Annotated in this window: 30 protein-coding genes, 1 tRNA gene and 1 pseudogene; 27 read left to right on the top strand and 5 right to left on the bottom strand. The window is 67.0% G+C overall.

All coding sequences use genetic code 11. The features are described 5' to 3' along the window. The first annotated feature begins 89 nt into the window (after positions 1-89). Together PARHAE_RS10460 and PARHAE_RS10455 are read left to right on the top strand one after the other, a co-directional pair. Positions 90-1,499 carry a class II 3-deoxy-7-phosphoheptulonate synthase gene (locus PARHAE_RS10460; protein WP_126154557.1) on the top strand — a complete coding sequence of 470 codons (1,410 nt, stop codon included), beginning with the start codon at positions 90-92 and terminating at the stop codon, positions 1,497-1,499. Between the two features lie 205 nt (positions 1,500-1,704). Further along, positions 1,705-1,911 (top strand): annotated as a pseudogene (locus PARHAE_RS10455) (IS3 family transposase); the annotation flags it as partial. Here the strand turns inward: PARHAE_RS10455 and PARHAE_RS10450 are convergent. Next, positions 1,883-2,743, bottom strand: a complete 861-nt coding sequence (locus PARHAE_RS10450; protein ID WP_126154556.1) for a LysR family transcriptional regulator ArgP — start codon at positions 2,741-2,743, stop codon at positions 1,883-1,885. The pseudogene PARHAE_RS10455 and the gene PARHAE_RS10450 overlap by 29 nt on opposite strands. 82 nt (positions 2,744-2,825) lie before the next feature. Between PARHAE_RS10450 and PARHAE_RS10445 the strand changes: the two genes are divergently transcribed. Together PARHAE_RS10445 and PARHAE_RS10440 are read left to right on the top strand one after the other, a co-directional pair. Beyond that, positions 2,826-3,419: a LysE/ArgO family amino acid transporter gene (locus PARHAE_RS10445; protein ID WP_126154555.1), complete on the top strand. Its 594-nt coding sequence runs from the start codon at positions 2,826-2,828 to the stop codon at positions 3,417-3,419. A gap of 51 nt (positions 3,420-3,470) precedes the next feature. Beyond that, the gene (locus PARHAE_RS10440) at positions 3,471-4,361 is read left to right on the top strand and encodes a DMT family transporter (RefSeq protein WP_241232769.1); all 891 of its coding nucleotides are present in this window, start codon (positions 3,471-3,473) and stop codon (positions 4,359-4,361) included. Positions 4,362-4,410: 49 nt separating this feature from the next. Here the strand turns inward: PARHAE_RS10440 and glyA are convergent, their stop codons facing one another. Further along, positions 4,411-5,706: a serine hydroxymethyltransferase gene (gene glyA / locus PARHAE_RS10435; RefSeq protein ID WP_126154554.1), complete on the bottom strand. Its 1,296-nt coding sequence runs from the start codon at positions 5,704-5,706 to the stop codon at positions 4,411-4,413. A 166-nt stretch (positions 5,707-5,872) separates the two neighbouring features. Here glyA and PARHAE_RS10430 point away from each other — a divergent pair, with 166 nt between their 5' ends. The 7 genes from PARHAE_RS10430 to PARHAE_RS10400 all read left to right on the top strand — a co-directional run bounded on the left by PARHAE_RS10430 (position 5,873) and on the right by PARHAE_RS10400 (position 11,749). Beyond that, the gene (locus PARHAE_RS10430; protein ID WP_126154553.1) at positions 5,873-6,634 is read left to right on the top strand and encodes an NAD kinase; all 762 of its coding nucleotides are present in this window, start codon (positions 5,873-5,875) and stop codon (positions 6,632-6,634) included. Between the two features lie 62 nt (positions 6,635-6,696). Then, the gene (alr, locus tag PARHAE_RS10425) at positions 6,697-7,713 is read left to right on the top strand and encodes an alanine racemase (protein ID WP_126154552.1); all 1,017 of its coding nucleotides are present in this window, start codon (positions 6,697-6,699) and stop codon (positions 7,711-7,713) included. After that, positions 7,710-8,474, top strand: coding sequence for an MlaE family ABC transporter permease (locus PARHAE_RS10420; protein ID WP_126154551.1), 765 nt, complete (start codon positions 7,710-7,712; stop codon positions 8,472-8,474). Before alr ends, PARHAE_RS10420 begins: the two co-directional genes overlap by 4 nt. Beyond that, the gene (locus tag PARHAE_RS10415) at positions 8,471-9,184 is read left to right on the top strand and encodes an ABC transporter ATP-binding protein (protein ID WP_126154550.1); all 714 of its coding nucleotides are present in this window, start codon (positions 8,471-8,473) and stop codon (positions 9,182-9,184) included. Before PARHAE_RS10420 ends, PARHAE_RS10415 begins: the two co-directional genes overlap by 4 nt. 60 nt (positions 9,185-9,244) lie before the next feature. Then, the gene (locus PARHAE_RS10410) at positions 9,245-10,321 is read left to right on the top strand and encodes a PhoH family protein (RefSeq protein WP_420899400.1); all 1,077 of its coding nucleotides are present in this window, start codon (positions 9,245-9,247) and stop codon (positions 10,319-10,321) included. Next, on the top strand, positions 10,314-10,808 hold the full coding sequence (ybeY, locus tag PARHAE_RS10405; protein WP_126154548.1) for an rRNA maturation RNase YbeY: 495 nt from the start codon (positions 10,314-10,316) through the stop codon (positions 10,806-10,808). The genes PARHAE_RS10410 and ybeY overlap by 8 nt, the downstream gene beginning before the upstream one ends. Continuing rightward, entirely contained in the window at positions 10,808-11,749 is a 942-nt protein-coding gene (locus PARHAE_RS10400) for a hemolysin family protein (RefSeq protein WP_126154547.1), read from the top strand. The genes ybeY and PARHAE_RS10400 overlap by 1 nt, the downstream gene beginning before the upstream one ends. On the opposite strand, the gene PARHAE_RS10395 is transcribed toward PARHAE_RS10400, so the two are convergent. Further along, the gene (locus PARHAE_RS10395) at positions 11,746-12,669 is read right to left on the bottom strand and encodes an alpha/beta fold hydrolase (protein WP_241232768.1); all 924 of its coding nucleotides are present in this window, start codon (positions 12,667-12,669) and stop codon (positions 11,746-11,748) included. The two genes, PARHAE_RS10400 and PARHAE_RS10395, sit on opposite strands and share 4 nt — an antisense overlap. Before the next feature lie 35 nt (positions 12,670-12,704). Then, positions 12,705-12,989: an SCP2 sterol-binding domain-containing protein gene (locus PARHAE_RS10390; RefSeq protein WP_126154545.1), complete on the bottom strand. Its 285-nt coding sequence runs from the start codon at positions 12,987-12,989 to the stop codon at positions 12,705-12,707. A 184-nt stretch (positions 12,990-13,173) separates the two neighbouring features. Between PARHAE_RS10390 and PARHAE_RS10385 the strand changes: the two genes are divergently transcribed. The 7 genes from PARHAE_RS10385 to PARHAE_RS10355 all read left to right on the top strand — a co-directional run bounded on the left by PARHAE_RS10385 (position 13,174) and on the right by PARHAE_RS10355 (position 18,834). After that, the gene (locus tag PARHAE_RS10385; RefSeq protein ID WP_241232767.1) at positions 13,174-13,641 is read left to right on the top strand and encodes a tetratricopeptide repeat protein; all 468 of its coding nucleotides are present in this window, start codon (positions 13,174-13,176) and stop codon (positions 13,639-13,641) included. 3 nt (positions 13,642-13,644) lie between these two features. Beyond that, positions 13,645-16,587, top strand: coding sequence for a helicase-related protein (locus PARHAE_RS10380; RefSeq protein ID WP_241232766.1), 2,943 nt, complete (start codon positions 13,645-13,647; stop codon positions 16,585-16,587). Continuing rightward, positions 16,584-16,862, top strand: coding sequence for an RNA-binding S4 domain-containing protein (locus PARHAE_RS10375; protein ID WP_126154544.1), 279 nt, complete (start codon positions 16,584-16,586; stop codon positions 16,860-16,862). The genes PARHAE_RS10380 and PARHAE_RS10375 overlap by 4 nt, the downstream gene beginning before the upstream one ends. A 146-nt stretch (positions 16,863-17,008) precedes the next feature. After that, positions 17,009-17,347 carry a ferredoxin FdxA gene (fdxA, locus tag PARHAE_RS10370; protein ID WP_126154543.1) on the top strand — a complete coding sequence of 113 codons (339 nt, stop codon included), beginning with the start codon at positions 17,009-17,011 and terminating at the stop codon, positions 17,345-17,347. 322 nt (positions 17,348-17,669) lie between these two features. Further along, positions 17,670-18,179: a CarD family transcriptional regulator gene (locus tag PARHAE_RS10365; protein WP_126154542.1), complete on the top strand. Its 510-nt coding sequence runs from the start codon at positions 17,670-17,672 to the stop codon at positions 18,177-18,179. A gap of 69 nt (positions 18,180-18,248) precedes the next feature. Further along, positions 18,249-18,716, top strand: a complete 468-nt coding sequence (locus PARHAE_RS10360) for a GNAT family N-acetyltransferase (protein WP_241232765.1) — start codon at positions 18,249-18,251, stop codon at positions 18,714-18,716. Between the two features lie 41 nt (positions 18,717-18,757). Beyond that, positions 18,758-18,834, top strand: a tRNA-Arg gene (locus PARHAE_RS10355). Between the two features lie 33 nt (positions 18,835-18,867). Here PARHAE_RS10355 and PARHAE_RS10350 read toward each other — a convergent pair. Continuing rightward, a complete protein-coding gene (locus tag PARHAE_RS10350) occupies positions 18,868-19,248 on the bottom strand; it encodes a tyrosine-type recombinase/integrase (RefSeq protein ID WP_126154541.1) in 381 nt (126 codons plus the stop codon). Here PARHAE_RS10350 and PARHAE_RS10345 point away from each other — a divergent pair. From PARHAE_RS10345 to PARHAE_RS10315, 9 genes are all read left to right on the top strand, one after another. Next, complete coding sequence (locus tag PARHAE_RS10345) at positions 19,232-19,435, top strand: hypothetical protein (protein ID WP_126154540.1); 204 nt, start codon at positions 19,232-19,234, stop codon at positions 19,433-19,435. The two genes, PARHAE_RS10350 and PARHAE_RS10345, sit on opposite strands and share 17 nt — an antisense overlap. A gap of 64 nt (positions 19,436-19,499) precedes the next feature. Further along, positions 19,500-19,730, top strand: coding sequence for a hypothetical protein (locus PARHAE_RS10340; RefSeq protein ID WP_126154539.1), 231 nt, complete (start codon positions 19,500-19,502; stop codon positions 19,728-19,730). 2 nt (positions 19,731-19,732) lie between these two features. Beyond that, positions 19,733-20,194 (top strand): hypothetical protein, encoded by a 462-nt coding sequence (locus PARHAE_RS10335; RefSeq protein WP_126154538.1) that lies wholly within the window; start codon positions 19,733-19,735, stop codon positions 20,192-20,194. Next, positions 20,194-20,619 (top strand): hypothetical protein, encoded by a 426-nt coding sequence (locus PARHAE_RS10330; RefSeq protein ID WP_126154537.1) that lies wholly within the window; start codon positions 20,194-20,196, stop codon positions 20,617-20,619. The genes PARHAE_RS10335 and PARHAE_RS10330 overlap by 1 nt, the downstream gene beginning before the upstream one ends. A 9-nt stretch (positions 20,620-20,628) precedes the next feature. Next, on the top strand, positions 20,629-20,808 hold the full coding sequence (locus PARHAE_RS10325) for a hypothetical protein (RefSeq protein WP_126154536.1): 180 nt from the start codon (positions 20,629-20,631) through the stop codon (positions 20,806-20,808). Further along, positions 20,801-20,962: a hypothetical protein gene (locus PARHAE_RS21075; protein ID WP_164555213.1), complete on the top strand. Its 162-nt coding sequence runs from the start codon at positions 20,801-20,803 to the stop codon at positions 20,960-20,962. Before PARHAE_RS10325 ends, PARHAE_RS21075 begins: the two co-directional genes overlap by 8 nt. A gap of 60 nt (positions 20,963-21,022) precedes the next feature. Continuing rightward, complete coding sequence (locus tag PARHAE_RS10320; protein WP_126154535.1) at positions 21,023-22,066, top strand: phage minor head protein; 1,044 nt, start codon at positions 21,023-21,025, stop codon at positions 22,064-22,066. Beyond that, positions 22,066-22,497, top strand: coding sequence for a hypothetical protein (locus PARHAE_RS21070; RefSeq protein WP_164555212.1), 432 nt, complete (start codon positions 22,066-22,068; stop codon positions 22,495-22,497). The genes PARHAE_RS10320 and PARHAE_RS21070 overlap by 1 nt, the downstream gene beginning before the upstream one ends. Further along, positions 22,494-22,868, top strand: coding sequence for a phage tail terminator-like protein (locus PARHAE_RS10315; protein WP_164555211.1), 375 nt, complete (start codon positions 22,494-22,496; stop codon positions 22,866-22,868). Before PARHAE_RS21070 ends, PARHAE_RS10315 begins: the two co-directional genes overlap by 4 nt. The last annotated feature ends 103 nt before the right edge of the window (positions 22,869-22,971 follow it).

Raw genomic sequence — 22,971 nt, 5'->3', positions numbered from 1 at the left:
TTTTCCTGCTGCCGCAAGAGGATCCGCCACCTTCCCCTTGCGGCCGTTCGCGTCTATATCAACACGATCATTTCCAAGGAGTGCGTGCCATGACGCAGGAGAACCGCAAGACCGCCACCCAAACCTGGGACAAGGCCGGCTGGCGCGCCTATCCCCGCGTCCAGATGCCGGACTATACCGACCCCGCTGCGTTGCAGGCGGCCGAGGCGCAGCTGCGCCGTTATCCCCCCCTGGTCTTTGCCGGAGAGGCGCGGCGCCTGAAGGCCCAGCTTGCCCTGGCCGCCGAGGGCCGGGCCTTCCTGCTGCAAGGCGGCGACTGCGCCGAAAGCTTTGCCGAATTCAGCGCCGACAATATCCGCGACACCTTCAAGCTGCTGTTGCAGATGGCGGTCGTGCTGACCTGGGGCGCCCAGATGCCGGTCATCAAGGTCGGCCGGATGGCGGGGCAGTTCGCCAAGCCCCGCAGCGCCCCGACCGAGGTCGTCGATGGCGTGGAACTGCCCAGCTATCGCGGCGACATCATCAACGGCTTCGACTTCACGGCCGAGGCGCGGATCCCCGATCCGCAGCGGATGCTGGCGGCCTACACCCAGGCGGCGGCCTCGCTGAACCTGCTGCGGGCGTTCTCGACCGGCGGTTTCGCGGACATGCACCGCGTGCAAAGCTGGATCGCCGATTTCGTCGGCGGCCCCGAGGCCGCGAAATACCGCGACATCGCGAACCGGATCAGCGACGCGATGGCCTTCATGCAGGCCGCCGGGGTCAATTCCGACACCGCGCATCAACTGTCCAAGGTCGATTTCTATACCAGCCACGAAGCCCTGCTGCTCGAATACGAAGAAGCATTGGCCCGCGTCGATTCGACCACTGGTCTGCCGGTGGCGGGGTCGGGCCACATGATCTGGATCGGCGACCGCACCCGCCAGGTGGACGGTGCGCATGTCGAATTCTGCCGGGGTGTGCAGAACCCCATCGGGTTGAAATGCGGCCCGACGACCACGGCGGACGACCTGAAGGCGCTGATGGCCAAGCTGAACCCCGAAAACGAGGCGGGTCGGCTGACGCTTATCGCGCGGTTCGGGGCGGGAAAGGTGGGCGACCACCTGCCGCGCCTGATCCAGACGGTGCAATCCGAGGGTGCGAACGTGGTCTGGTCCTGCGACCCGATGCACGGCAACGTCATCAAGTCCTCGACCGGCTACAAGACGCGGGCCTTCGATTCGATCCTGCGCGAGGTGCGCGAGTTCTTCGCCGTCCACAAGGCCTGCGGCACGATCCCCGGCGGCGTGCATTTCGAGATGACCGGCAAGGACGTGACCGAATGCACCGGCGGCGTCCGCGCCGTGACGGACGAGGATCTGTCGGACCGTTATCACACCGCCTGCGACCCGCGCCTGAACGCCAGTCAGTCGCTGGAACTCGCCTTCCTGGTGGCCGAGGAACTGCGCAACCGCCGCGAGGCCGCGATCCGGCCCCGGCCCGACGCCGTGGCCGTCTGACCTGCCGGCGGCCGCCCCCTTGCCGGGCGGCTGTCCTCATCTGCGCCGCGGCCAGCAGGGACCGCAGGTCCGGGCGGCAGGATCCGCATTCGTGCCCCCGCGCCAAGCGCGGCCGCTCGCCTCGACCGTCAGCGGATGGCCAGCGGATCGCCCGTCGCACCCAGTATTCGCAATCGGCGTGATCGTGCGGGTCGAGACGGCAAAGGTTCACGAGCCACAGGCCATGAGGTTCAGGTTCGTCGAGGAACAGCGAGAGGCCTTCCCGGTCGACCGGCTGTGCCGGGTGATGAATGTCGGCCCGCGCGGATTGCGGGCGTTTTGCCGCCGTCCGACCAGCCGCAGGCAGCGCATCGATGCGGTGGTTCTCAAAGGCAAAAGGGCCGTCAGGGCAGCAGGGCTGCGCGGGCGGCCTTTTTGATGGCTTCGGTCAGCGGCGCCAAGGCTGGTCCGGTGAGGCGGCTGAACTGCCAGTAGAGCGGCACGTCCAACGGCAGGTCCGGGGCCAGGTCCACAAGGCCGCCCTGGTCCAGATCGTCGCGGATCATCAGTTCCGGGTTCATGCCCCAGCCAAGGCCCAGCCGCGCCGCGTCGGCAAAGGCTTGCGAGGCGGGAATGCGGTGCATCGGCAGCGCCAGCCGTGCGCCCGTCAGCGCCTGCGCCCAGCGGCTTTGCAGCGCGTCCTTGGCATTGAAGCACAGCGATGGCGCCTGGGCCAGGCTGGCGGCGGTCGCGCCGTCCGGGAAATGCCGGGCGGCGAAGTCGGGGCTGGCCGTGGCGCGATAGCGCATGGCCCCCAGCCGCAGGCAGTCGCAGCCCGGAACCGGGCGGCTGTTGCTGGTGATCGCGGCCGCCACCAGCCCGCCGCGCAGCCAGTCCAGCGCATGGTCCTGGTCGTCGATGGTCAGGTCCACCAGCCCCGGCACGGCGGCCAAGGCGGGCATGACCCAGGTTGCGAGGCTGTCGGCGTTGACGGCCAGCGGCAGCACGGGGCGTTCCGGCGCGGCCATGCTCAGACCGGCTTCCAGCAGCCGTACCTGATCCAGATGCGCGGCAAGGCGCAGCCCTGGGGCAGTCGCACGGACCGGCGGCCCCCGGTCGATCAGGACGGTCCCCATCCGATCCTCGAGCGTGCGGATGCGTTGGGAGACGGCCGAGGGCGTGACGCGCAAGGCCAGGGCGGCGGCCTCGAAGGATCCGCGGCGGATGACCTCGGCCAAGGCGGCAAGGGCGGGATAGTCCAGCATAAGCAACGCTTCATCAGCATGAGTCGAATTCATTGTAACTGATCGTCCGCCTGTGCGACAGGGCGGGCAGGAGGTGCCGTCGATGATGTCCTATGCTGCCGGGCTTGGAACCGGGTTGTCGCTGATTGTGGCCATCGGCGCGCAGAACGCCTTTGTGCTGAAGCAGGGGCTGATGCGGCAGCATGTGTTCTGGGTTTGCCTGTTCTGCGCGCTGTCGGACGCCGTCCTGATCCTGCTGGGCGTCACGGGCATGGCCCGCATCGTCGCCGCCGCGCCCTTGCTGGCCGATGTGATGCCGTGGGCCGGGGTGACGTTCCTGATCTGGTACGGAGCCCGGTCCTTTCGCGCCGCCTGGCAGGGGGGCGAAGCGCTGCGGCCGCAGGGCGGCGGCGCGACGCTGGGCCGGACGCTGGCGGTCATCGCGGCGCTGACCTGGCTGAACCCGCATGTCTGGCTGGACACCGTGGTGCTGCTGGGCGCGGTGTCGGCGCAATGGCCCGATCCGCTGGTCTTCGGGCTGGGGGCGATGACGGGATCGGTCCTGTTCTTCTTCGCGCTTGGCTTCGGCGCGCGGCTGCTGGCGCCGGTCTTTGCCCGGCCCCGCGCCTGGCAGGTGCTGGAGGCGGGGATCGGCGTCGTGATGTGGTCCATCGCGCTGAGCCTGATCGCCGAATGAGCCTTGCGCAGCCGCCGCAAAGCGGTCCAACTGCACGTCATGCAAATGGACATGCAGACGCGCCGGGATCTGGCGGGAATTGGCTGGATGCTGGCGACCGGGCTGTGCTTTGTCGCCGTGAACGGCATCGTGCGATGGCTGGGTGGCGCGGTGCCCGCCCCTCAGGCCGCGTTCATCCGGTTTCTGTTCGGGCTGGTGTTTCTGGGACCAGTGCTGATCCCGGCGCTGCGGGCGGGGTTTCCGCCGCAGGTCTGGCGGATGCTGACGCTGCGGGGCGGGCTGCATGTCCTGGCGGTGATCGCATGGTTCTATGCCATGTCGCGCATCACCGTGGCCGAGGCGACGGCCATCGGCTTCCTGAACCCCATCGTCGTCACCGTGGGCGCCGCCCTGATCATGGGCGAGCGGCTGGCCGTGCGGCGCATCGCTGCGGTCTGCGTGGCGCTGATGGGGGCGCTGATCGTGCTGCGGCCGGGGCTGCGGGAACTGGATCCGGGGCATCTGTCGCAGGTCGCGGCCTCGTTGGCCTTTGGATCGTCCTATCTGGTCGCCAAGCGCATCACCGACCATGTTCCCGCCGCCATCGTCGTCGCCATGCTGTCTCTGACGGTGACGATCGGCCTGGCGCCGGTGGCCTGGGCGGTCTGGGTGCCGCCGACCTGGGCGCAGATCGGCTGGCTGGGGCTGGTCGCGGTCTTTGCCACGGCGGGGCATTACACGATGACGCGCGCCTTCGCCGCGGCGCCCCTGACGGTGACGCAGCCGGTCGTCTTTCTGCAACTGATCTGGGCCAGCCTGCTAGGAGTCCTGGTCTTTCACGAACCCATGGACGAATGGGTGATCCTGGGCGGCGCGATGATGATCGGGGCGATCAGCTATATCACCTGGCGAGAGGCGCGGCTGCGGTCTGCCGCCATCGTGCCCGCCGCCGAACAGCCATGAAAAAAACCCGCCGCGAGGGACGCGGCGGGGTGGTCTTCGGATCAGCGCATCACATCCCGGCGTAAAGCGGGAAGCGGGCGCAAAGCTGGGCCACCTCGGACTTCACCTTGGCCTCGACCTCGGCATTGCCTTCCTCGCCATTCGCGGCCAGTCCGTCCACGACCTCGACGATCCAGCGGGCGATCTGGCGGAATTCATCCTCGCCGAAGCCGCGCGTGGTGCCGGCCGGGGTGCCCAGGCGGATGCCGCTGGTGACGAAGGGCTTTTCAGGATCGAACGGCACGCCGTTCTTGTTGCAGGTGATGTGGGCACGGCCCAGGGCAGCCTCGGTCGCCTTGCCGGTGACGCCTTTCGGACGCAGGTCGGCCAGGCACAGGTGGTTGTCGGTGCCGCCCGACACGATGTCGATGCCGCCCTTCATCAGCTCGTCCGCCATGGCCTGCGCGTTCCTCACGACCTGCGCGGCATAGGCCTTGAACGAGGGTTGCAGCGCCTCGCCGAAGGCCACGGCCTTGGCGGCGATCACATGCATCAGCGGGCCACCCTGAAGGCCGGGGAACACCGCGCTGTTGATCTTCTTGGCGATGTCGGCGTCGTTGGTCAGCACCATGCCGCCGCGCGGCCCGCGCAGGGATTTGTGCGTCGTGGTGGTCACGACATGCGCGTGGGGCAGGGGCGAGGGGTGCTGCCCGCCCGCGACCAGGCCCGCGATATGGGCCATGTCCACCATCAGATAGGCGCCCACCTCGTCCGCGATCTTGCGGAAGGCGGCCCAGTCCCAGACGCGGCTGTATGCGGTGCCGCCCGCGACGATCAGCTTCGGCTTGTTTTCCAGGGCCTTCTGGCGGACATCGTCCATGTCCAGAAGCTGATCCTGCTGGCGCACGCCATAGCTGACGACGTTGAACCACTTGCCCGACATGTTGACGGGCGAACCGTGGGTCAGGTGCCCGCCGGAATTCAGGTCCAGGCCCATGAAGGTATCGCCCGGCTGCAACAGCGCCAGGAACACCGCCTGGTTCATCTGGCTGCCGCTGTTCGGCTGGACGTTCGCGAATTCGCAGTCGAACAGCGTCTTGGCGCGTTCGATGGCCAGCGTCTCGACGATATCGACATACTGGCAGCCGCCGTAATAGCGCTTGCCCGGATAGCCCTCGGCGTATTTGTTCGTCAGGACCGAACCCTGCGCCTCCAGCACGGCCTTGGACACGATGTTCTCGGACGCGATCAGTTCGATCTCGTCCCGCTGGCGACCCAGTTCCTGGGTGATCGCCTTCGCGACCTCGGGATCGCTGCTGGCCAGCGTTTCGGTGAAGAATCCGGTTTCGCGGGTGGGTGCGTTCATGGGCTCGCGTCCTTATCGTTGGGCCAAGGGGCGGTGGTTTGGCGCCTTCTATCCCAGGGTTGACGGTGCGGAAAGGCACAAATGCGGCAGAATCCGGGATAGGGGCGACAGGGCTTGCATTGCCGGGGCCTGCGTCGGATGCTGCCCGCGCCAGACAGAGGCCGACATGACCGCGACGATCCATTTCACCGCCAGCGAATCCGAGATCGCGCAAAAGGCCCTTGCGGTGCTGACCGACCGCTATGGCGCGGCGGATCTGGATCGGGCGCAGGTCGTGGTGGCGCTTGGCGGCGACGGGTTCATGCTGCAAACCCTGCACGCGCTGACCGACCGCGATCTGCCGGTCTATGGCATGAACCGGGGAACCGTGGGGTTCCTGATGAACGGCTATTCCGAAAGCGGGCTGCTGGAACGCCTGGCCGCCGCCGAGGAAACCGTCATCAACCCCCTGCGGATGCGGGCGATCCGCGCCGACGGATCCGTCCACGAGGCGCTGGCCATCAACGAGGTCAGCATGTTGCGCGAAGGCCCCCAGGCCGCCAAGCTGCGCATCCATGTCGACGGCAAGATGCGGATGGCCGAGCTGGTCTGCGACGGCGCGCTGATCGCCACGCCCGCCGGGTCCACGGCCTATAACTATTCCGCGCATGGCCCGATCCTGCCGATCAATTCCGAGGTTCTGGCCCTGACCGCGATCGCCCCCTTCCGCCCCCGCCGCTGGCGCGGCGCGCTGCTGCCCAAGGGCGCCGAGGTCGAGGTCGAGGTGCTGAACCCCGAGCGCCGCCCGGTCATGGCGGATGCGGATTCCCGGTCGGTCCGCCATGTCGTGCGCGTCCAGATCCGCAGCGCGCAGGACGTGCGCCACCGGCTGCTGTTCGACAACGGCCACGGGCTCGAGGAACGGCTGCTGCGCGAACAGTTCGTCTGAACGGGCTGGAAGCGCGGGCCGATTTCTGCTTGAAGATGCGCGACCATCACAGGACGCCCGCCATGACCCTGCATATCGACCTGCACGCCATCGTCGCCAACTGGACCGCGCTGGCCGCCAAGGCCCCCGGCGCCCGGCCGGGTGCGGTGGTCAAGGCCGATGCCTATGGCCTGGGCGCGGCCAGGGTCGCCCCGGCCCTCTATGCCGCGGGCGCGCGGGATTTTTTCGTGGCGATCGCCAGCGAAGGCCGGGCGTTGCGCCCGCATCTGCCCGATGACGCCCGCATCAATATCCTGTCCGGCCATATGGAGGGCGCGGATCTGACCGGCCTGGTCCCCGTCCTCAACAGCCCCGAACAGTTCTTCCGCGACCGGACCATGCGGCCCGGCAAGCCTTTCGCGATCCAGCTTGACACCGGCATGAACCGGCTGGGGCTGGAACCCGCCGAATGGTCCGCGATCCGGGCCGAGGCCCTGGCGGCAGGCCCCGACTTCATCATGTCCCACCTGGCCTGCGCGGACGAACCCGGCCACCCCGCCAATGCCGCGCAGCTTGCCGCCTTCCGCGCCATGACCGATGGCTGCGGCGTGCCGCGTTCGCTGGCGGCGACGGGCGGGATCCTGCTGGGGCCGGATTATCATTTCGACCTGATCCGCCCCGGCATCGGGCTTTACGGCGCGCTGCCCTTTGCCGAGGCGCAGCCGGTCGTTCGCCTGTCCCTGCCGGTGATCCAGACGCGGATGGTCCAACCGGGCGAATTCGTGGGCTACAGCGCCACCTGGACGGCGGACGCGACGCGCCGCATCGCCACGGTGGCTGCGGGCTATGCCGACGGGATCCTGCGCTCGATCTCGTCCAAGGGGGCCAGCCTTTATGCGGGCGGCACGGCCTGTCCCATCGTGGGCCGGGTGTCGATGGACCTGATCACCGTGGATGTGACCGGCCTTGACGATGTGCCGGGGGAACTGGACCTGATCTGTCCCGCCCAGCCGGTCGACCGGGTGGCGGATTTCGCGGGTACCATCGGGTACGAGATCCTGACCTCTCTGGGCCATCGCTACGACCGGACCTATCGGTGAACCCAGTCCGGCTGATCGGCCGCGCGGCACTGTCGCTGACGCGCTGGATCGGCGCCGTCGCGCTGTTCACCGCCCGCGGGCTGTTCCGGCTGCGGCCCTTTTACGGCCGCGCCTTCGCCGCGCAATTGGTCCAGATCGGCTGGCTGTCGCTGCCGGTCGTGGGGCTGACCGCGCTGTTCACCGGGGCGGCGCTTGCCTTGCAGATCCATTCCGGCGGCGCGCGCTTCCAGGCCAGCGACGTGGTGCCCGCCATCGTCGCCATCGGCATGGTGCGGGAACTTGGCCCGGTGCTGGGCGGGCTGATGGTCGCGGCCCGCGTCGCAAGCTCCATCGCCGCCGAAATCGGCACGATGAAGGTCACGGAACAGATCGACGCGCTTGTCACCCTGTCCACCGACCCGATGCGCTGGCTGGTCACGCCGCGCCTGTGGGCGGCCATGCTGACCGTGCCCGTGCTGGTGGGCGTGGGCGACATCATCGGCATCCTGGGCGGCTGGCTGGTCGGCACGCAGTCGCTGGGCTTCAACTCTACCGCCTATCTTGCCAATTCGGCGGCCTATCTGGAACGCTGGGACGTGGTGTCGGGCCTGCTGAAGGGCGCGGTCTTCGGGCTGATCGTCGCAGTCTGCGGATGCTGGTTCGGCATCCGGTCGGGGCGCGGCGCGGCGGGCGTGGGGAGGGCCACGAAATCCGCCGTGGTCGCCGCCGCCGTGGGCATCCTGGCCGCGAATTTCGTGCTGACGGGGCTGTTCTTCGAATGATCCGGGTCCAGGGACTGCACAAATCCTTTGGCGGCAAGCCGGTGCTGGCGGGCGTCGATCTGGCCGTGGGGCGGGGCGAAAGCCTGTGCGTCATCGGCCAGTCGGGCACCGGCAAGTCGGTGCTGCTGAAATGCGTCCTGGGCCTGATCGCGCCGGATGGCGGGCAGATCCTGTGGCAAGGCCGTCCGCTGGAAGGCGGGGCGCGGCCGGCCTTCCTGGCCCGCTTCGGGATGCTGTTCCAGGGGGCGGCGCTGTTCGACAGCCTGACCGTCTGGCAGAACGTGGCCTTCCGTCTGCGCCAGCGGATGCCGGATGCCCAAGCCCGCGCCATCGCCGTGGAAAAGCTGGCCCGCGTCGGGCTTGGCCCGGAAACCGCCGGCCTGATGCCTGCCGAACTGTCGGGCGGCATGGCCAAGCGGGTCGGGCTGGCCCGCGCCATCGCCGACGACCCGGAGGTGATCTTTTTCGACGAGCCGACGACCGGGCTGGACCCGATCCGGGCGCGGCGGATCAACGCGCTGATCCGGGGAATCGTCACCGAAACCGGGGCCACCGCCATCACCATCACCCATGACATGGACTCGGTCCGCGCCATCGGCGACCGGGTGGCATTGTTGCAGGACGGGCGCATCGCATGGGACGGTCCGGTTTCCGGGATGGATCACGCCGCGCCGCTGGCGGGGTTTCTTGGCAACACCCCGCCACTATGACCTTGTGCGAATCCCCCCGGATTGCCACCATGAATGGCAAGACCTGAGCAGGAGAGAAATTTGGGCCTTACGCCTACGCCCCCCGTCGCGACCCCTTCGACCGAAACCCTGCTGGAATTTCCCGACAACCGGCTGCTGATCGACCTGTGCGGCGTGAACGACCGTCACCTCGCCCGGATCGAGGAGGCGCTTGGCGTCCATATCCTGCGGCGCGGCAACCAACTGGCCGTGGTCGGCACCCCCGAGGCGCAGGCCGAGGCCGCGCTGCTGCTGCGCGGCCTTTACGCGCGGCTGGAACAGGGCCGCCCGGTGTCGCTGGCCGAGGTCGAGGCCGCCTTGCGCATGGGCGTGGACGACAGCGCCCCCGCGACGCCCGCCGAACAGATGGAGATGTTCGCGGCGGGCGATTACGAATTGCGCACCCGCAAGAAATCCATCGAGCCTCGCACCGACGCGCAAAAGGCCTATGTCCGGTCGCTGTTCCAGAACGAACTGGCCTTCGGCATCGGCCCGGCGGGCACCGGCAAGACCTATCTGGCCGTCGCCGTGGGCGTCACCATGCTGATCGGCGGGCATGTGGACCGCATCATCCTGTCGCGCCCGGCGGTCGAGGCCGGGGAACGCCTGGGCTTCCTTCCCGGCGACATGAAGGAGAAGGTCGATCCCTACATGCAGCCGCTTTACGACGCGCTGAACGATTTCCTGCCCGCCAAGCAGATGCAGAAGCTGATGGAGGAAAAGCGCATCGAGATCGCGCCCCTGGCCTTCATGCGCGGGCGCACGCTGTCCAATGCCTTCGTCGTTCTGGACGAGGCGCAGAACGCCACCACCAGGCAGATGAAGATGTTCCTGACCCGCCTGGGCGAGGGATCGCGGATGGTCGTGACCGGCGACCGCACCCAGATCGACCTGCCGCGCGGGATGCAGTCGGGGCTTGTCGATGCCGAACGCATCCTGGACGGGGTCAAGGGGATCAGCTTCAACTACTTCACCGCCAAGGATGTCGTGCGCCACCCGCTTGTCGCGCGCATCATCACCGCGTATGACGCAGACGATGCCGCCGCCCTGGCGCGTGGCGAATCAGAGGGACCGCGCGGACAATACGCACCCCGCCGGGCAATGCGAGGCGATGCCTGACGACATCTCCACCGATTGCGTCATCGAGGATGACCGATGGAACTCGCTGGGGCTTGAGGCCCTGGCCGAACGCGCGGTGAGTGCCGCGCTGACTTGGCATGGCATCGGCGGAGAGGTCGTGGTGATGGGCTGTGACGACGCCCGCATCGCCGCGCTCAACGCCGATTTCCGCGGCAAGCCCCGCGCGACCAACGTGCTGTCCTGGCCCTCGGTCGAGCATGTCCCCCACGAACCCGGCGCCGCCCCCGACCTGCCGGACGAGGACGAGCTGGGCGACATCGCCATCGCCTATGACACCTGCCTGGCCGAAGCCGAGTCGCAGGGCAAGCCGGCGGCCGATCACGTCACCCACCTGCTGGTCCACGCGACCCTGCATCTGCTGGGCTATGACCACCAGAACGACGCCGATGCGGAAACAATGGAAGCCGCCGAGCGTTCGATCCTGGCGGGCCTGAATATTCCCGATCCCTATCACGAGAAGGTCTGATGAACTCCGAGTCTCGATTACCCGGCCATCCCCTTGGTGCCGATGCCGCCTCCGAGGCGGACGGCGTCGGAGGAGAGGGACGGGATCTTCCCAGTTCGCGCGGTTTCCTGGGGCGGTTCTTCGACGCCCTGAAAGGCGCCGAGGATGAGGCGGACGGCGACGACAGGCGCGCCCAGATCACGCCCGGCATGGTCAACCTGCGGCGGATGCGCGTCGACGATGTGGCCGTGCCCAAGGCCGAGATCATCGCCGCCGCCGAGACCAGCAGCCTGGACGATCTGGTCGCGCTGTTCCGCGAACACGGGTTTTCCCGCCTGCCGGTCTATGCCGAGACATTGGACAGCCCCCTGGGGATGATCCACCTGAAGGATCTGGCGCTGAAGCACGGTTTCGGCGCGAACGGCGAATTCCATCTGCGGCCGATGCTGCGGCCCTTGCTGTATGTGCCGCCCTCGATGTCGATCGGCGTGCTGTTGCAGCAGATGCAGCAGAAGCGCATCCACATGGCCCTGGTCATCGACGAATATGGCGGCGTGGACGGGCTAGTGACCATCGAGGATCTGATCGAACAGGTCATCGGAGAGATCGAGGACGAGCATGACGATGCCGAGGGCAGCCTGTGGGTGCTGGAAAAGCCCGGCCAGTGGCTGATCCAGGCCCGCGCGCCCGTCAGCGATGTCGAGGCCGAAACCGGCCTGCCCCTGATCGGCGAGGACGAGGGCGAGGATATCGACACGCTGGGCGGGCTGGTCTTTGCCCTGGCGGGCCATCTTCCCGCGCAGGGAGAGGTGATCCCCCACGCCTCGGGCGCGGAGTTCGAGGTGGTCGATGCCGACCCCCGCCGCATCAAGCGGGTGCGGCTGCGCCTTCCTGCGGCGATGGCGGCGGACAAGGTTCGCCCGCATCACATTCCCCAGCAGGATCTGGGCCAGGACGGCTAGGGCGCGGACTGGAACAGGTCGAGCGCCGCCGACAGGAAGGCGGCGCGGCGGTCGGGAGTGCACATCATCACCTCGTGCCGCGCGCCTTCGACCGTCAGCAGCGATGCCGAGGGCCAGCGGGAGACCCTGTCGCGGATCGCCGCTGCGGACACGATCCTTTCCCGGCTGCCCAGGCTGACCACAGCCGGAATATCGGGCGAGGGCAGGCGCGACAGGCGCAGGCATTCGTTCAGCGCCTTGCCCACCCAGTCGAAGCTGGCCCCGCCCAGGGTCATGTCGGGCCAGGCCGCCGCCTGGCGCACCATGCGGCACCATTCGTCGGCATCCTCGGTCAGCAGGTTGGCGCTGAAGCTTTCGTCCAGCACATAGGTGCCCAGGGTGCCGCCCCCGCTGCCTGGGGCCAGGCGCGCGCCGCGCCCCAGCCGTCCCGCCAGATAGGTCATGCCCACCGCCAGCCCGTGCGGCATGGGCCGCAGGCTGATGCCCCACATGGGGGCCGAAAACGCGGCCGAGGCGACCGGCAGATCCTGGCGCAGCGCCGCAAGGCCGATGCAGCCGCCCATCGAATGGGCCAGCAGGTGCCAGGGCCGGGGCAGGGCCAGTTCGGTCGCGGCGACGATCACTTCCACCACATCGCGCTGATAATCCGCGAACTGCCCGACATGGCCCAGCCGGACATCCGGCAGCAGTCGGTCGGACAGCCCCTGGCCGCGCCAGTCGATCGCCAGCACGTCGTATCCCGCCACCGTCAGTTCGGAAGCGATACCCGAGTATTTTTCGATATATTCGGTGCGGCCGGGAAACAGCAGCACGGTGCCCAGGCTGTCGGTCGCGGCGGGCCAATGGGCCAGCCGCAGGGTCACGCCGTCGTCGGCCTGCGTCCAGAAGGCTCGCGCCGGAGGCGCGGAATCGCCGGGCAATTGCCTGAACGGAGCGGGCCGGCCGGGCATGGGGATCAGGACAGCGCCTGGCCCAGTTGCATGGCGACACCCATCGACCCGTCGATCCTCAGCTTGCCCATCATGAAGGCGGTGGCCGGGTTGACGCTGCCGTTCAGGATGCCTTCGAAGGTGTCGCGGCTGGCGAACAGCGTCACCTCGGCCTCTTCGTCGCCTGCGCGGACGCCGTTCTGGTCGATCATGATCGCGCCTTCATCCTCGATCACGAATTTGGCGGTCGATCCGAACGTGCCGATCTTTTCGTTCAGCTTCTCGACGGCCGCATTCACAACATTGCTCATCTTTTTTCCAGGTCTTTCGTTTCGGGTGGGCTGGCGCCCGGCAAGCGGGCTGGATAACATCATTCATATGCGTCCCGTCCGCCACATTATCCATAATGTCGTCGCGGCATTCCGCCACGGAATAATTACCTTTTTCGTCATTTCCGCAACCGCTTTGGCGGCCGGGGCCCAGGATCGCCCCGATATGGACGATCTTTTCCGCCGCCTGGCCGAACCTCAGGGCGAATCCTGGCGCATCGCCGAATCGGACATCCTGCGCGAATGGTCGAAATCGGGATCCGCCGCGATGGACCTGCTGTTGCAGCGGGGCGAGGAAGCCCTGGACCAGGGCGATACCCAGGCCGCCATAGGCCATCTGACCGCGCTGACCGACCACGCCCCGGATTTTCCGGCGGGCTTCTATACCCGCGCCGCCGCCTATGCCGCCGCCGGGCAGTTCGGCCCCGCCTTCCAGGATCTGTCCCGGACCCTGCAACTGGAGCCGCGCCATTTTCCCGCGCTGACCCAACTGGCCATCATGCTGGAGGAAACCGGCGATACCGAACGCGCCCTGGCCGCCTTCCGCGAAAGCCTGGCCATCCATCCCCACCAGCAAGAGGCGATCGATGGCGTGGCGCGTCTGGAACGGCAGCAGGACGGCACCGATATCTAGGCCATGACAATTCATGAACGCGGCCGCGTCACGGCCATCCTTGGGCCGACCAACACCGGCAAGACGCATTACGCGATCGAGCGGATGCTGGCGCACCGCACCGGCGTCATCGGCCTGCCCCTGCGCCTGCTGGCACGCGAGGTCTATGACCGCATCGTCAAGGCGCGCGGCCCATCGGTCGTGGCCCTGGTCACGGGCGAGGAACGCATCGTCCCCGACCGTGTGCAATACTGGGTGGCCACGACCGAGGCGATGCCCGACATCGCCGCCGATTTCGTCGCCATCGACGAAATCCAGCTTTGCGCCGATCCCGAACGCGGCCATGTGTTCACCGACCGCCTGCTGAAGATGCGCGGCCTGCACGAAACGCTGTTTCTGGGCAGCGACACGATGCGCCCGGCCATCGCCGCGTTGATCCCCGGCGTGCAGTTCCAGCGGCGCGACCGGCTGTCGCGGCTGTCCTGGTCGGGGTCCAAGAAGCTGTCGCGGATGCCGGCGCGGTCCGCCATCGTCGGCTTTTCGGTCGATGACGTCTATGCCATGGCCGAACTGATCCGGCGGCAGAAGGGCGGCTGTGCGGTCGTCATGGGCGCGCTGTCGCCCCGCACGCGCAACGCTCAGGTCGCCATGTATCAGGCCGGAGAGGTCGATTACCTGGTCGCCACGGATGCCATCGGCATGGGCCTGAATCTGGACATCCGGCATGTGGCCTTTTCCGCCACGCACAAGTTCGACGGCCGCCGCGTCCGCCCGCTGTTCCCGCACGAGATGGGCCAGATCGCCGGCCGGGCGGGGCGGCACATCGAATCCGGCACCTTCGGCGTGACCGGAGAGGCCGAGATTCTGGACGAAGGCCTGATCGACGCCATCGAGAACCACCGCTTCGCGCCGATCCAGCGGCTGACCTGGCGCAACTCGGACCTGCAATTCGGGACCATGGACCGCCTGGTGGACAGTCTGGAATCGCCGTCGGGCCACGCGCTGCTGGGCCGGGGCCGGGACGCGGACGACGTGCAGGCGCTGAAATCGCTGCGCGACATCCCGGAAATCCGCGACCGCGTGCAGGGCGGGCAGGATGTGCGGCTTTTATGGGACGTGTGCCGCGTGCCGGATTTTCGCGGGATCTCGCCTGTCGAACATACCAGCCTGCTGGCGCGAATCTTCGGCTTCCTGCAAGATGGGGCCATTCCGTCGGACTGGCTGGCCGCCGCGATCCGGCGGATCGACCGGACCCATGGCGATATCGACGCGCTGTCCAAGCGGCTGGCCTATATCCGCACCTGGACCTATGTCGCGCAGAGATCCGGCTGGGTGCAGGACGAAAGCCATTGGCGCGGCGAGACTCGCGCGGTAGAAGACCGCTTGTCGGACGCGTTGCACGCGGCGCTGACCCAACGATTTGTGGACCGGCGCACCTCGGTGCTGCTGCGCCGGCTCAAGCAGAAGGAGAGCCTTGTGGCCGAAGTGAACGATAAGGGCGAAGTGACGGTCGAGGGCGAATTCGCCGGCCGTCTGGAAGGCTTCCGCTTCCGCCCCGACCAGACCGCAACGGCGGACGAGGCCCGGATGCTGAACCGCGCCAGCTACGAGGCGCTGCGCCCGGAATTCCACCTGCGCGCCGACCGCTTCTACAACGCACCGGATACCGAGCTGGATTACACGGAACAGGGCGGGCTGATGTGGGGCACCGCCGCCATCGGCAAGCTGGTGCGCGGGGCCGACGCCCTGCATCCCGGCGTCGAGGTCTTCGTGGACGAGGAAGCGGGCCCCGAGATCGCCGAGAAGGTCAAGCGCCGCTTGCAGCACTTCATCGACCGCAAGGTGGCGGCCTTGTTCGAGCCTCTGCTGACCCTGCAAAAGGACGAGGCGCTGACCGGGCTTGCGCGCGGCTTCGCCTTCCGGCTGGTGGAATCGCTGGGCATCCTGCCGCGCGACGGCGTGGCGCACGAGGTCAAGGAACTGGACCAGGAAGCCCGCGGCGCGCTGCGCAAGCACGGCGTCCGCTTCGGCCAGTTCACGATCTTCATGCCCGCTCTGCTGAAACCCGCGCCGACCCGGCTGCGGCTGGTGCTGTGGTCGCTGGCCGAAGGGCTGGACACCTTCCCGGAAAGCCCCCCGCCCGGCCTGGTCACGATCCCGCATATCGCCGAGGTGCCCGAACAGCACTATACGCTGTCGGGATACCGTCCGGCTGGCGAACGGGCGATCCGCATCGACATGCTGGAACGGCTGGCCGATCTGCTGCGCACCCAGGACACGCGCAGCGGGTTCGAGGCCAATCCCGACATGCTGTCGATCACCGGCATGACGCTGGAGCAGTTCTCGAAGCTGATGGAAGGCCTGGGCTATGCCGCCGAGCGTGGCGAGCGTGCCAAGATCAAGACGGCCGAGGTTCCGGTCGCGGCGCCCGCGCCGGAAGGCGAGGCGTCCGACGCCCCGCTGACCGAGGAAGAAAGCGTCCTCGCCGCCGAGACCCGCGCGAAATGGGAGGCCGAGCAGGCCGAGAAACGCCGCGCCGAGGCCGAAGCATCGGGCGAGGTGATCGAGGAAGCCGAGCCCGAGATGGAGGTATTCTATACCTTCCGCTGGGCGCCGAAGCCGCGCCCGAACCGCCGTCCGCAGGGCGATGGGCAGGGACGCCGGGGCGGCCCGCGCCGCGACGGCGCAGGTCAGGACGGCGCCGCAGCCGACCGTCCGGAACGGGGCGACCGCTCCGCCCATCAGGGCGACCGGCAGGATCGTCCCGAAGGCGGGCGCCCGAACCGCGAACGCCGCGACAAGCGCGATCACGGCGAGGGCGGCGGCAAACCGCGCGGCAAGGACAACTTCAAGAAGGGCGGCAAGCCGCAGCACAACAAGCCCGCGACCTTCTCGTCCCGGCCTGAAAAGAAGGCCGATCCCGATAGCCCCTTCGCCATCCTCGCGGCGCTGAAGGACAAGAAGTGACGGACAGTCCCGACGGGCTGCGACTGGACAAGTGGCTGTTTTTCGCGCGGGTCTTCAAGTCCCGCGCGATTGCCGTCGAACGGGTCGAGGGCGGGGGCGTCCGCGTGAACGACCAGCCCTGTAACAAGCCGGGCAAGCTGGTCCGGCCGGGCGACCGGGTCGTGGTGTCGGCCTTTGGCCAGGTGCGCGCGTTGGAAATCACCGCGCTTGGCCAGCGGCGCGGCCCCGCGACCGAGGCCCAGGCTCTGTATCACGACCTGGACGAACCCGCCTGACGGATCCCGTTCGGATGCGCCCGGCCCGCCGGGAACGGCGTTTTCCGCTTGCGCGCTTTCACGAAACGGCAGTCTTTTCCAAAGCTGCGGCCTTGAATGATCGGACACCGGGGCGTAACTAGCCCTCGGAAGGAATGGAGCCTCTGATGACCTATGTCGTGACCGATAATTGCATCATGTGCAAATACACCGACTGCGTCGAGGTCTGCCCCGTGGACTGCTTTTATGAGGGTGAAAACACCCTGGTAATCCATCCCGACGAATGCATCGACTGCGGCGTTTGCGAGCCGGAATGCCCCGCCGATGCGATCCGCCCGGATACCGAACCGGCCATGGAGGAATGGGTCGAGTTCAACCGCAAATATTCGGAACTGTGGCCGGTCATCACCCAGAAAAAGGATCCGCTGCCCACCGCCGCCGAGATGGACGGCGTTCCGGGCAAGTTGGAGAAGTATTTTTCCGAAGCGCCGGGCGAGGGCGACTGACCGTCGCGATTCGCTGGCTGCCGCCGCGTCAATTTTTCGGCATTCCTGCCTTAAGTAATTGAACTTTAATAAATTTAAGGCGGAACGCCAGCCGGGGAACAATCCCCACAGGATGCTTTTTTTAGCGTCTTATTTATGCTATATTCAGGAAACATTCGCATCTGATGGGAGTCAGAGGCCCAAAGGATGTGCGCCCCGAACTGCCGATTTCCTGCTTTCTGCCGAGCAGGGATGACATCACGATCAAAAAACGCACCGAAGGTGGCTTGCGCCGCTTTCGGTTCTTTGTGTCCTTCTCAAGGCACTACCAAGAGGAAGCCAGATGTCCAAGACCAAGAAAAACGAATTCCGCCCCGATGATTTCGTCGTCTATCCGGCCCATGGCGTCGGCCGCATCGTCTCGATCGACGAACAGGAAGTCGCGGGCCTGCGGCTGGAGATGTTCGTCATCTCTTTCGAGAAGGACAAGATGACCCTGCGCGTTCCGACCGCCCGTGCCTCGGAAATCGGGATGCGCAGCCTGTCGACCCCCGACCTGATCGACCGCGCCCTGGAGACACTGAAAGGCAAGGCCCGCGTCAAGCGCGCGATGTGGTCGCGCCGGGCGCAGGAATACGACCAGAAGATCAACTCCGGCGACCTGATGTCCATTGCCGAGGTGGTGCGCGACCTGCACCGCAATGACGATCAGCGCGAACAGTCCTATTCCGAACGCCAGCTGTACGAAGCTGCCCTGGACCGGCTGACCCGCGAAGTCGCGGCGGTCAGAGGTCTGGACGAGGGTGCAGCCCAGAAGAGCGTCGAGGAAGTGCTGCTGTCCCGCGCCGCCTGATTTCAGAACTATTGTCAGGGGCGGCCCGCGCGGCCGCCCTTTTGCTGTCCGCCTTCCCAGGGGCCGCCCGTGACGGAAACGCTGTCCTTTGCCGCCGAATCGCCGCTGGCCGACGACCTGGCCCTGCTGTTCCAGCGCCACACTGCGGACATGCACGCCGATACGCCGCCCGAATCCATCCACATGATGCCGCGCGAGACGCTGGTTTCGCCGCAGATCGACTTTTTCGTGCTGCGCCGCGCCGGTGCCCCTGTGGGCATGGCGGCGCTGAAGCGCCTGGATCTCCGGCATGGAGAGATCAAGTCCATGCACATCCTGGCCGAAGCACGGGGCGGGGGCCTGTCGCGGCTGATGCTGGACCGGCTGATCGACCATGCGCGCCGGGTCGGGCTGACGCGGTTGTCGCTGGAAACCGGCGCGCAGCCCGGCTTTGCCGCCGCGCGGGGTCTGTATGCGCGCGGCGGTTTCGTCGAATGCCCGCCTTTCGGGGCCTATCGTCCCGATCCGAACAGCGTCTTCATGACCCGCACGCTGTGACTTGCGCATCGGCCTGCGATCCCGCAAAACATCGGCCTGACGGTCCCGTAGCTCAACTGGATAGAGCAGCCGACTTCTAATCGGCAGGTTGAGGGTTCGATTCCTTCCGGGATCGCCAGTGAATCTCTAGAGCATTGTTCTCAATGCGATTTCAAGCGGTTTCCGATCCGGTTTCCATAACGGTTTCCAATTTCCGTTCCCGATCCGGTCCGGAGAGCAGCCGTTTCCGGTTTGCCGCCTTGGAGTATCGCTGCACCTCGGACAGGGTTTCATGGCCGGTCCAGGCCGCAATCTGATGGGTCGTGGCCCCGGCCTCGGCCAGCGATTCGGCGCGGGCCTTGCGCAGGCCATGGGCTGATTTCCCATCCGTCAGACCTGCTTTCGCAGCGGCATCCGCGAACCAACTGCTGAAAGCCTTGTGGGACCGGGCAGCGCCGAACTTCGTCACCAGCCATGTCATGTGGCGCGGCGCCTGGCTGATGGCCTGTTTCAGCAAGTCCAGATCGGTCTGCCTGATGGCACGGATCGTCAACAAATCGCAGGCCGTTCGCGTCGTGAACGTCAAGGACGGCGACAAGGTGCGTCAGGCGCATATCGCGCCCGGCGCCTCGCTGGATGGGGAGCCGGTGAAGACCAAGGGCTTCGCCGCTGCGGTCGTAGCCGGTCATCTGTCCGTCGAGGCAGACAAGCCTGCGCCGAAGGCAGACGACAGGAAGTAACCACGGCGGGGCGGCGCATGCCGCCTCGACCAACCCGAGAGCTTCTCCATTTCGAGGTCGAGCCATGTCAGAGGTCGTTAAGTTCTATCCGCAGAATGCGGCGGATAGCCCAGACAACGTGCTTGAGCAGGCCATTGGCGTCTATGACCAAGTTCTGATCCTCGGATGGGACAAGGACGGGAATTTCGACGGCCGGGCCAGCCCGGCCCTGAAAGATCGCAGCGACGTTCTGTGGCTGGTCGAGGTGTTCAAGACCAAGCTCATGAACGGCGATTTTTGCAGCGATGAGGATTGACCATGCCCCTGATCGTCGGAAACCTGCTGACCGATCCCGAGGCGCAGTCGTTCATCAGCCTTGCCGACGCACTGGCCTATCTCGAACCCGAGGCCGCCGTCGCCGCGCCGGAAACTGCCATGGCGCAATGGATCGCTGCGGATGAAACCGTGCAGGAGGCATCGCTTGTGCGGGTCTCCCGTTGGCTGGCCGGGCATTTCCAGTGGTATCCGCTGGGCGCGGTCGAGCTGATCCGTGTGGGCCATGTCGCGGCCCGCCTAGCTGCGGAAAGCCATGGGAGAGAGACTTTCGCGGGCGTGGATGGCTCGGCTGCTGTGAAGCGCGAAAAAGTCGGGCCCATTGAGGTCGAATATGTCGGCGCATCGGTCGCCGATGTCGGGGGCCTATCATTCGATTGGCTACGGCCGATGCTGCGCGGCCTGATCGCCGCGCCAGGCCTCGGCATCGGCGTCATGGTGGTGTGATGGGCTTCGACTATTCCCGGCTGCAATCCACGGCCGACAGGCTGATCACCCGCTTCGGCGCCCCCGCCACGCTCTACCGCCTGCCCGCGCTGACCGGCGCCCCGTCGGACGGCGACGGCCCGCAGAACCCGTGGGAGGTCGAACCGATTGGCGGCGACGATGATCCGACGACGATCCCCGATCCGGTGCCGATGCAGATCCCGGTCATCGCCGTGGATAAGGGCGCGACCACGCGCTATAGCCGCGATGACAGCGGCGCACTACTGCCAAGGACCGTGCGCGTCGTGTTGATCGCGGCGAAGGGTGTCGCGCCGCAGATGGGCGACCGGATTGAGTTGGCGGACGGGATGCATGAGATCGCTCGGGTCAATCCGGTGAAGCCCGGCGACACGGCGCTCTTGTTTGAGGTCGAGGTCGCGGCGTAGGCTGGCGGCATGAGCCTTTACCAGTGCTGGTGCATCCTGTGGCACCTCGACCGTGGCAACATCGACCACGCCCGCATCTGCGCAATCCTGCCCGCGTCCGCCTTTGCCTTCGGCGATGAGTTGATGCGCGCCGCCTTCGTTGCTGGTATGGTGGATGCAGCGCGAGGCAAGGGAACTGATAATGGATGACCGCGATCTTGCTTACGATCCCGCGAAGCAGTTGAAGAACGGGCGCCCTCGGTATCCTAAGCCATCAGCATGGGGCAGCCCGATGATCGCCATTGCCCTGGCAGTAATCGCCGCGTTTTTGGCCTCAACAAGCCTCTTGGCCTTCCTGAACTAATCTGGCCGCAGCAATTATTCCGGCCCCGCTTCGGCGGGGCTTTTTGCATGACGAGGCGCAATGGCCCGCAACCCGACCCGCACCCAGATCGCCGCGATTGAGACGCTGCTGGCCGGTGCCGAACAGCAGATCAGGGACGCGTTCCTGGCCGCGATCTACGCTGCGCGGGGCAGGGTGGACCTGGGCGCCCTGGTCGACGCGCTGGAGCGGCGGGACATGGCTGCGGCGATGGAGATGTTACGGTTCGACCAGTCGCTGCTGTGGCCGTTGGAAGAGGCGGTTCGCGGCACGTTCCTAACCGGCGGGGCGATGGTCGGCGAGGCGCTGCCCCAAGGGCTGCAAGGGCGGTTCGGGTTCAACGGTCGCCACCCTCGCGCCGAGACGCTGATCCGCAACCAGGGCGCCGCGCTGGTGCAGGTCATCGAGCGCGAGCAGACCGAAGCGATGCGCCTGGTGCTGACGGATGCGATGGAGAAGAACCGGCCCGCTCGGCAGGCGGCGCTGGACATCACGGGGCGGATGAACCGGGTGACGAAGCGGCGCGAGGGCGGGAGCGTCGGGCTGACGGCTGAAACGGCGGACCACCTGATCAACGCCCGCGCGACCCTCTCGGACCCGGCGCGGCTGCGGGAATACTTCGTGGTGGACCGGGCCACCGGCAAGCGAAAGCCCCGATATGCGTTGAGCGATGCCCGGTATCTGCCGCGCGTGGCGAAGGCCATCAAGGAAGGGCGCAGGCTGGCTGCGGCCGATATCGAGCAGATGATGACCAGCCACAAGAACCGGGCGCTGGCCTATCGCGGGCGGGTCATCTCGCAGAACGAGGCGTTCACGGCGCAGGCGGCGGGGCGGCATGAGGCATACAGCCAGATGCTGGAAAATCCGGACATAGAGGCCGTCAGCGTCCGCTGGCAGCACAGCCCGCAGCGCGAGCCGCGCCCAGACCATCGTGCGATGGATGGAACGAAGGTGAATCTGGGTGAGGATTTCGAGTTCCCGGACGGGACGCGGATGGCCTACCCGCACGATCCGCGCGGCGGGGCCAAGCACAGCATTGGCTGCAAGTGCGTTGCGATCTATCGGTTGATCTACCGGAGAGACTGATGGCGAAAACATTCACCGCCTCGCTGGCCGGTCTCTGCGATCAGGCCAAGGGCAACATGCGCCACATCATGCGTGAGAGCGTGCAGGACGTTCTGGAGGCCGCGCAGACGCCGCAGCCGAAAGCTGCGATCCGGGGCGGGCCGCCGGAACAGGGCAAGATCCCGGTCGATACGTCGGAGCTGATCAACAGCCTGACTGTGGACGGGGCACAAGGGGCCGATGCCTATGTGGTCAAGATCGCGGGCATGGAGCTGGGCGACGTGATGGAGTTCGCCTGGACGGCGGATCACGCTGCACGGATCGAATACGGCTTCGTCGGCACCGACAGCCTGGGCCGCGAATACGAACAGGAGGGGGCGCATTTCGTCGGCGCCAACGCCGCCCGGTTCAGCGAGTTCGTGGAGAAGCGCGCGGCCGAGGTGAAGAAGTGACACCATCCGGCATCCAGAACGCCATCGGCCAGCACCTCTTGGCAGCTTTCCCGCGCATAGTCTGGCCGAACCGCACGACCCCGCTGCCCGCACGCCCCTACCTGGTGATGCAGAACGCCGCACGTAGCGACACTGACCGCGCGCTGGCGGGGGGCAAGGGCTACAGCGAAGGGCGGCAAATCGTGGTCGTCGTGGCCGACCTGAACGCCTTCGCAACGTCCGCCGACGACCTGGCTGCGACAATCAGGGCGCGCTTCCCGAGGGCCCTGCGCCTCGGCCGGCTGACCATCGTCCGGTCGCAGGTGCTGCCGGGCTATACCACCGACACGGATTACCGCGTACCCGTCAGCATCGACTGGATCGCCGTCTGACCTTGCCCCGCCACCGGGCTGCCTGAACGGGCGAACAGGGGGCAATCAACCAACCTGGGACGCATCACCCCGCCACCGGCGGGCCGTTCTGTTTTGCTGAAAG

Origin of the sequence: Paracoccus haematequi (genome assembly GCF_900631945.1) — a bacterium.
Classification (GTDB): domain Bacteria; phylum Pseudomonadota; class Alphaproteobacteria; order Rhodobacterales; family Rhodobacteraceae; genus Paracoccus; species Paracoccus haematequi_A.
Note: the sequence above shows the minus strand (reverse complement) of the source record. Positions and strands in the feature narration are given on the sequence as shown.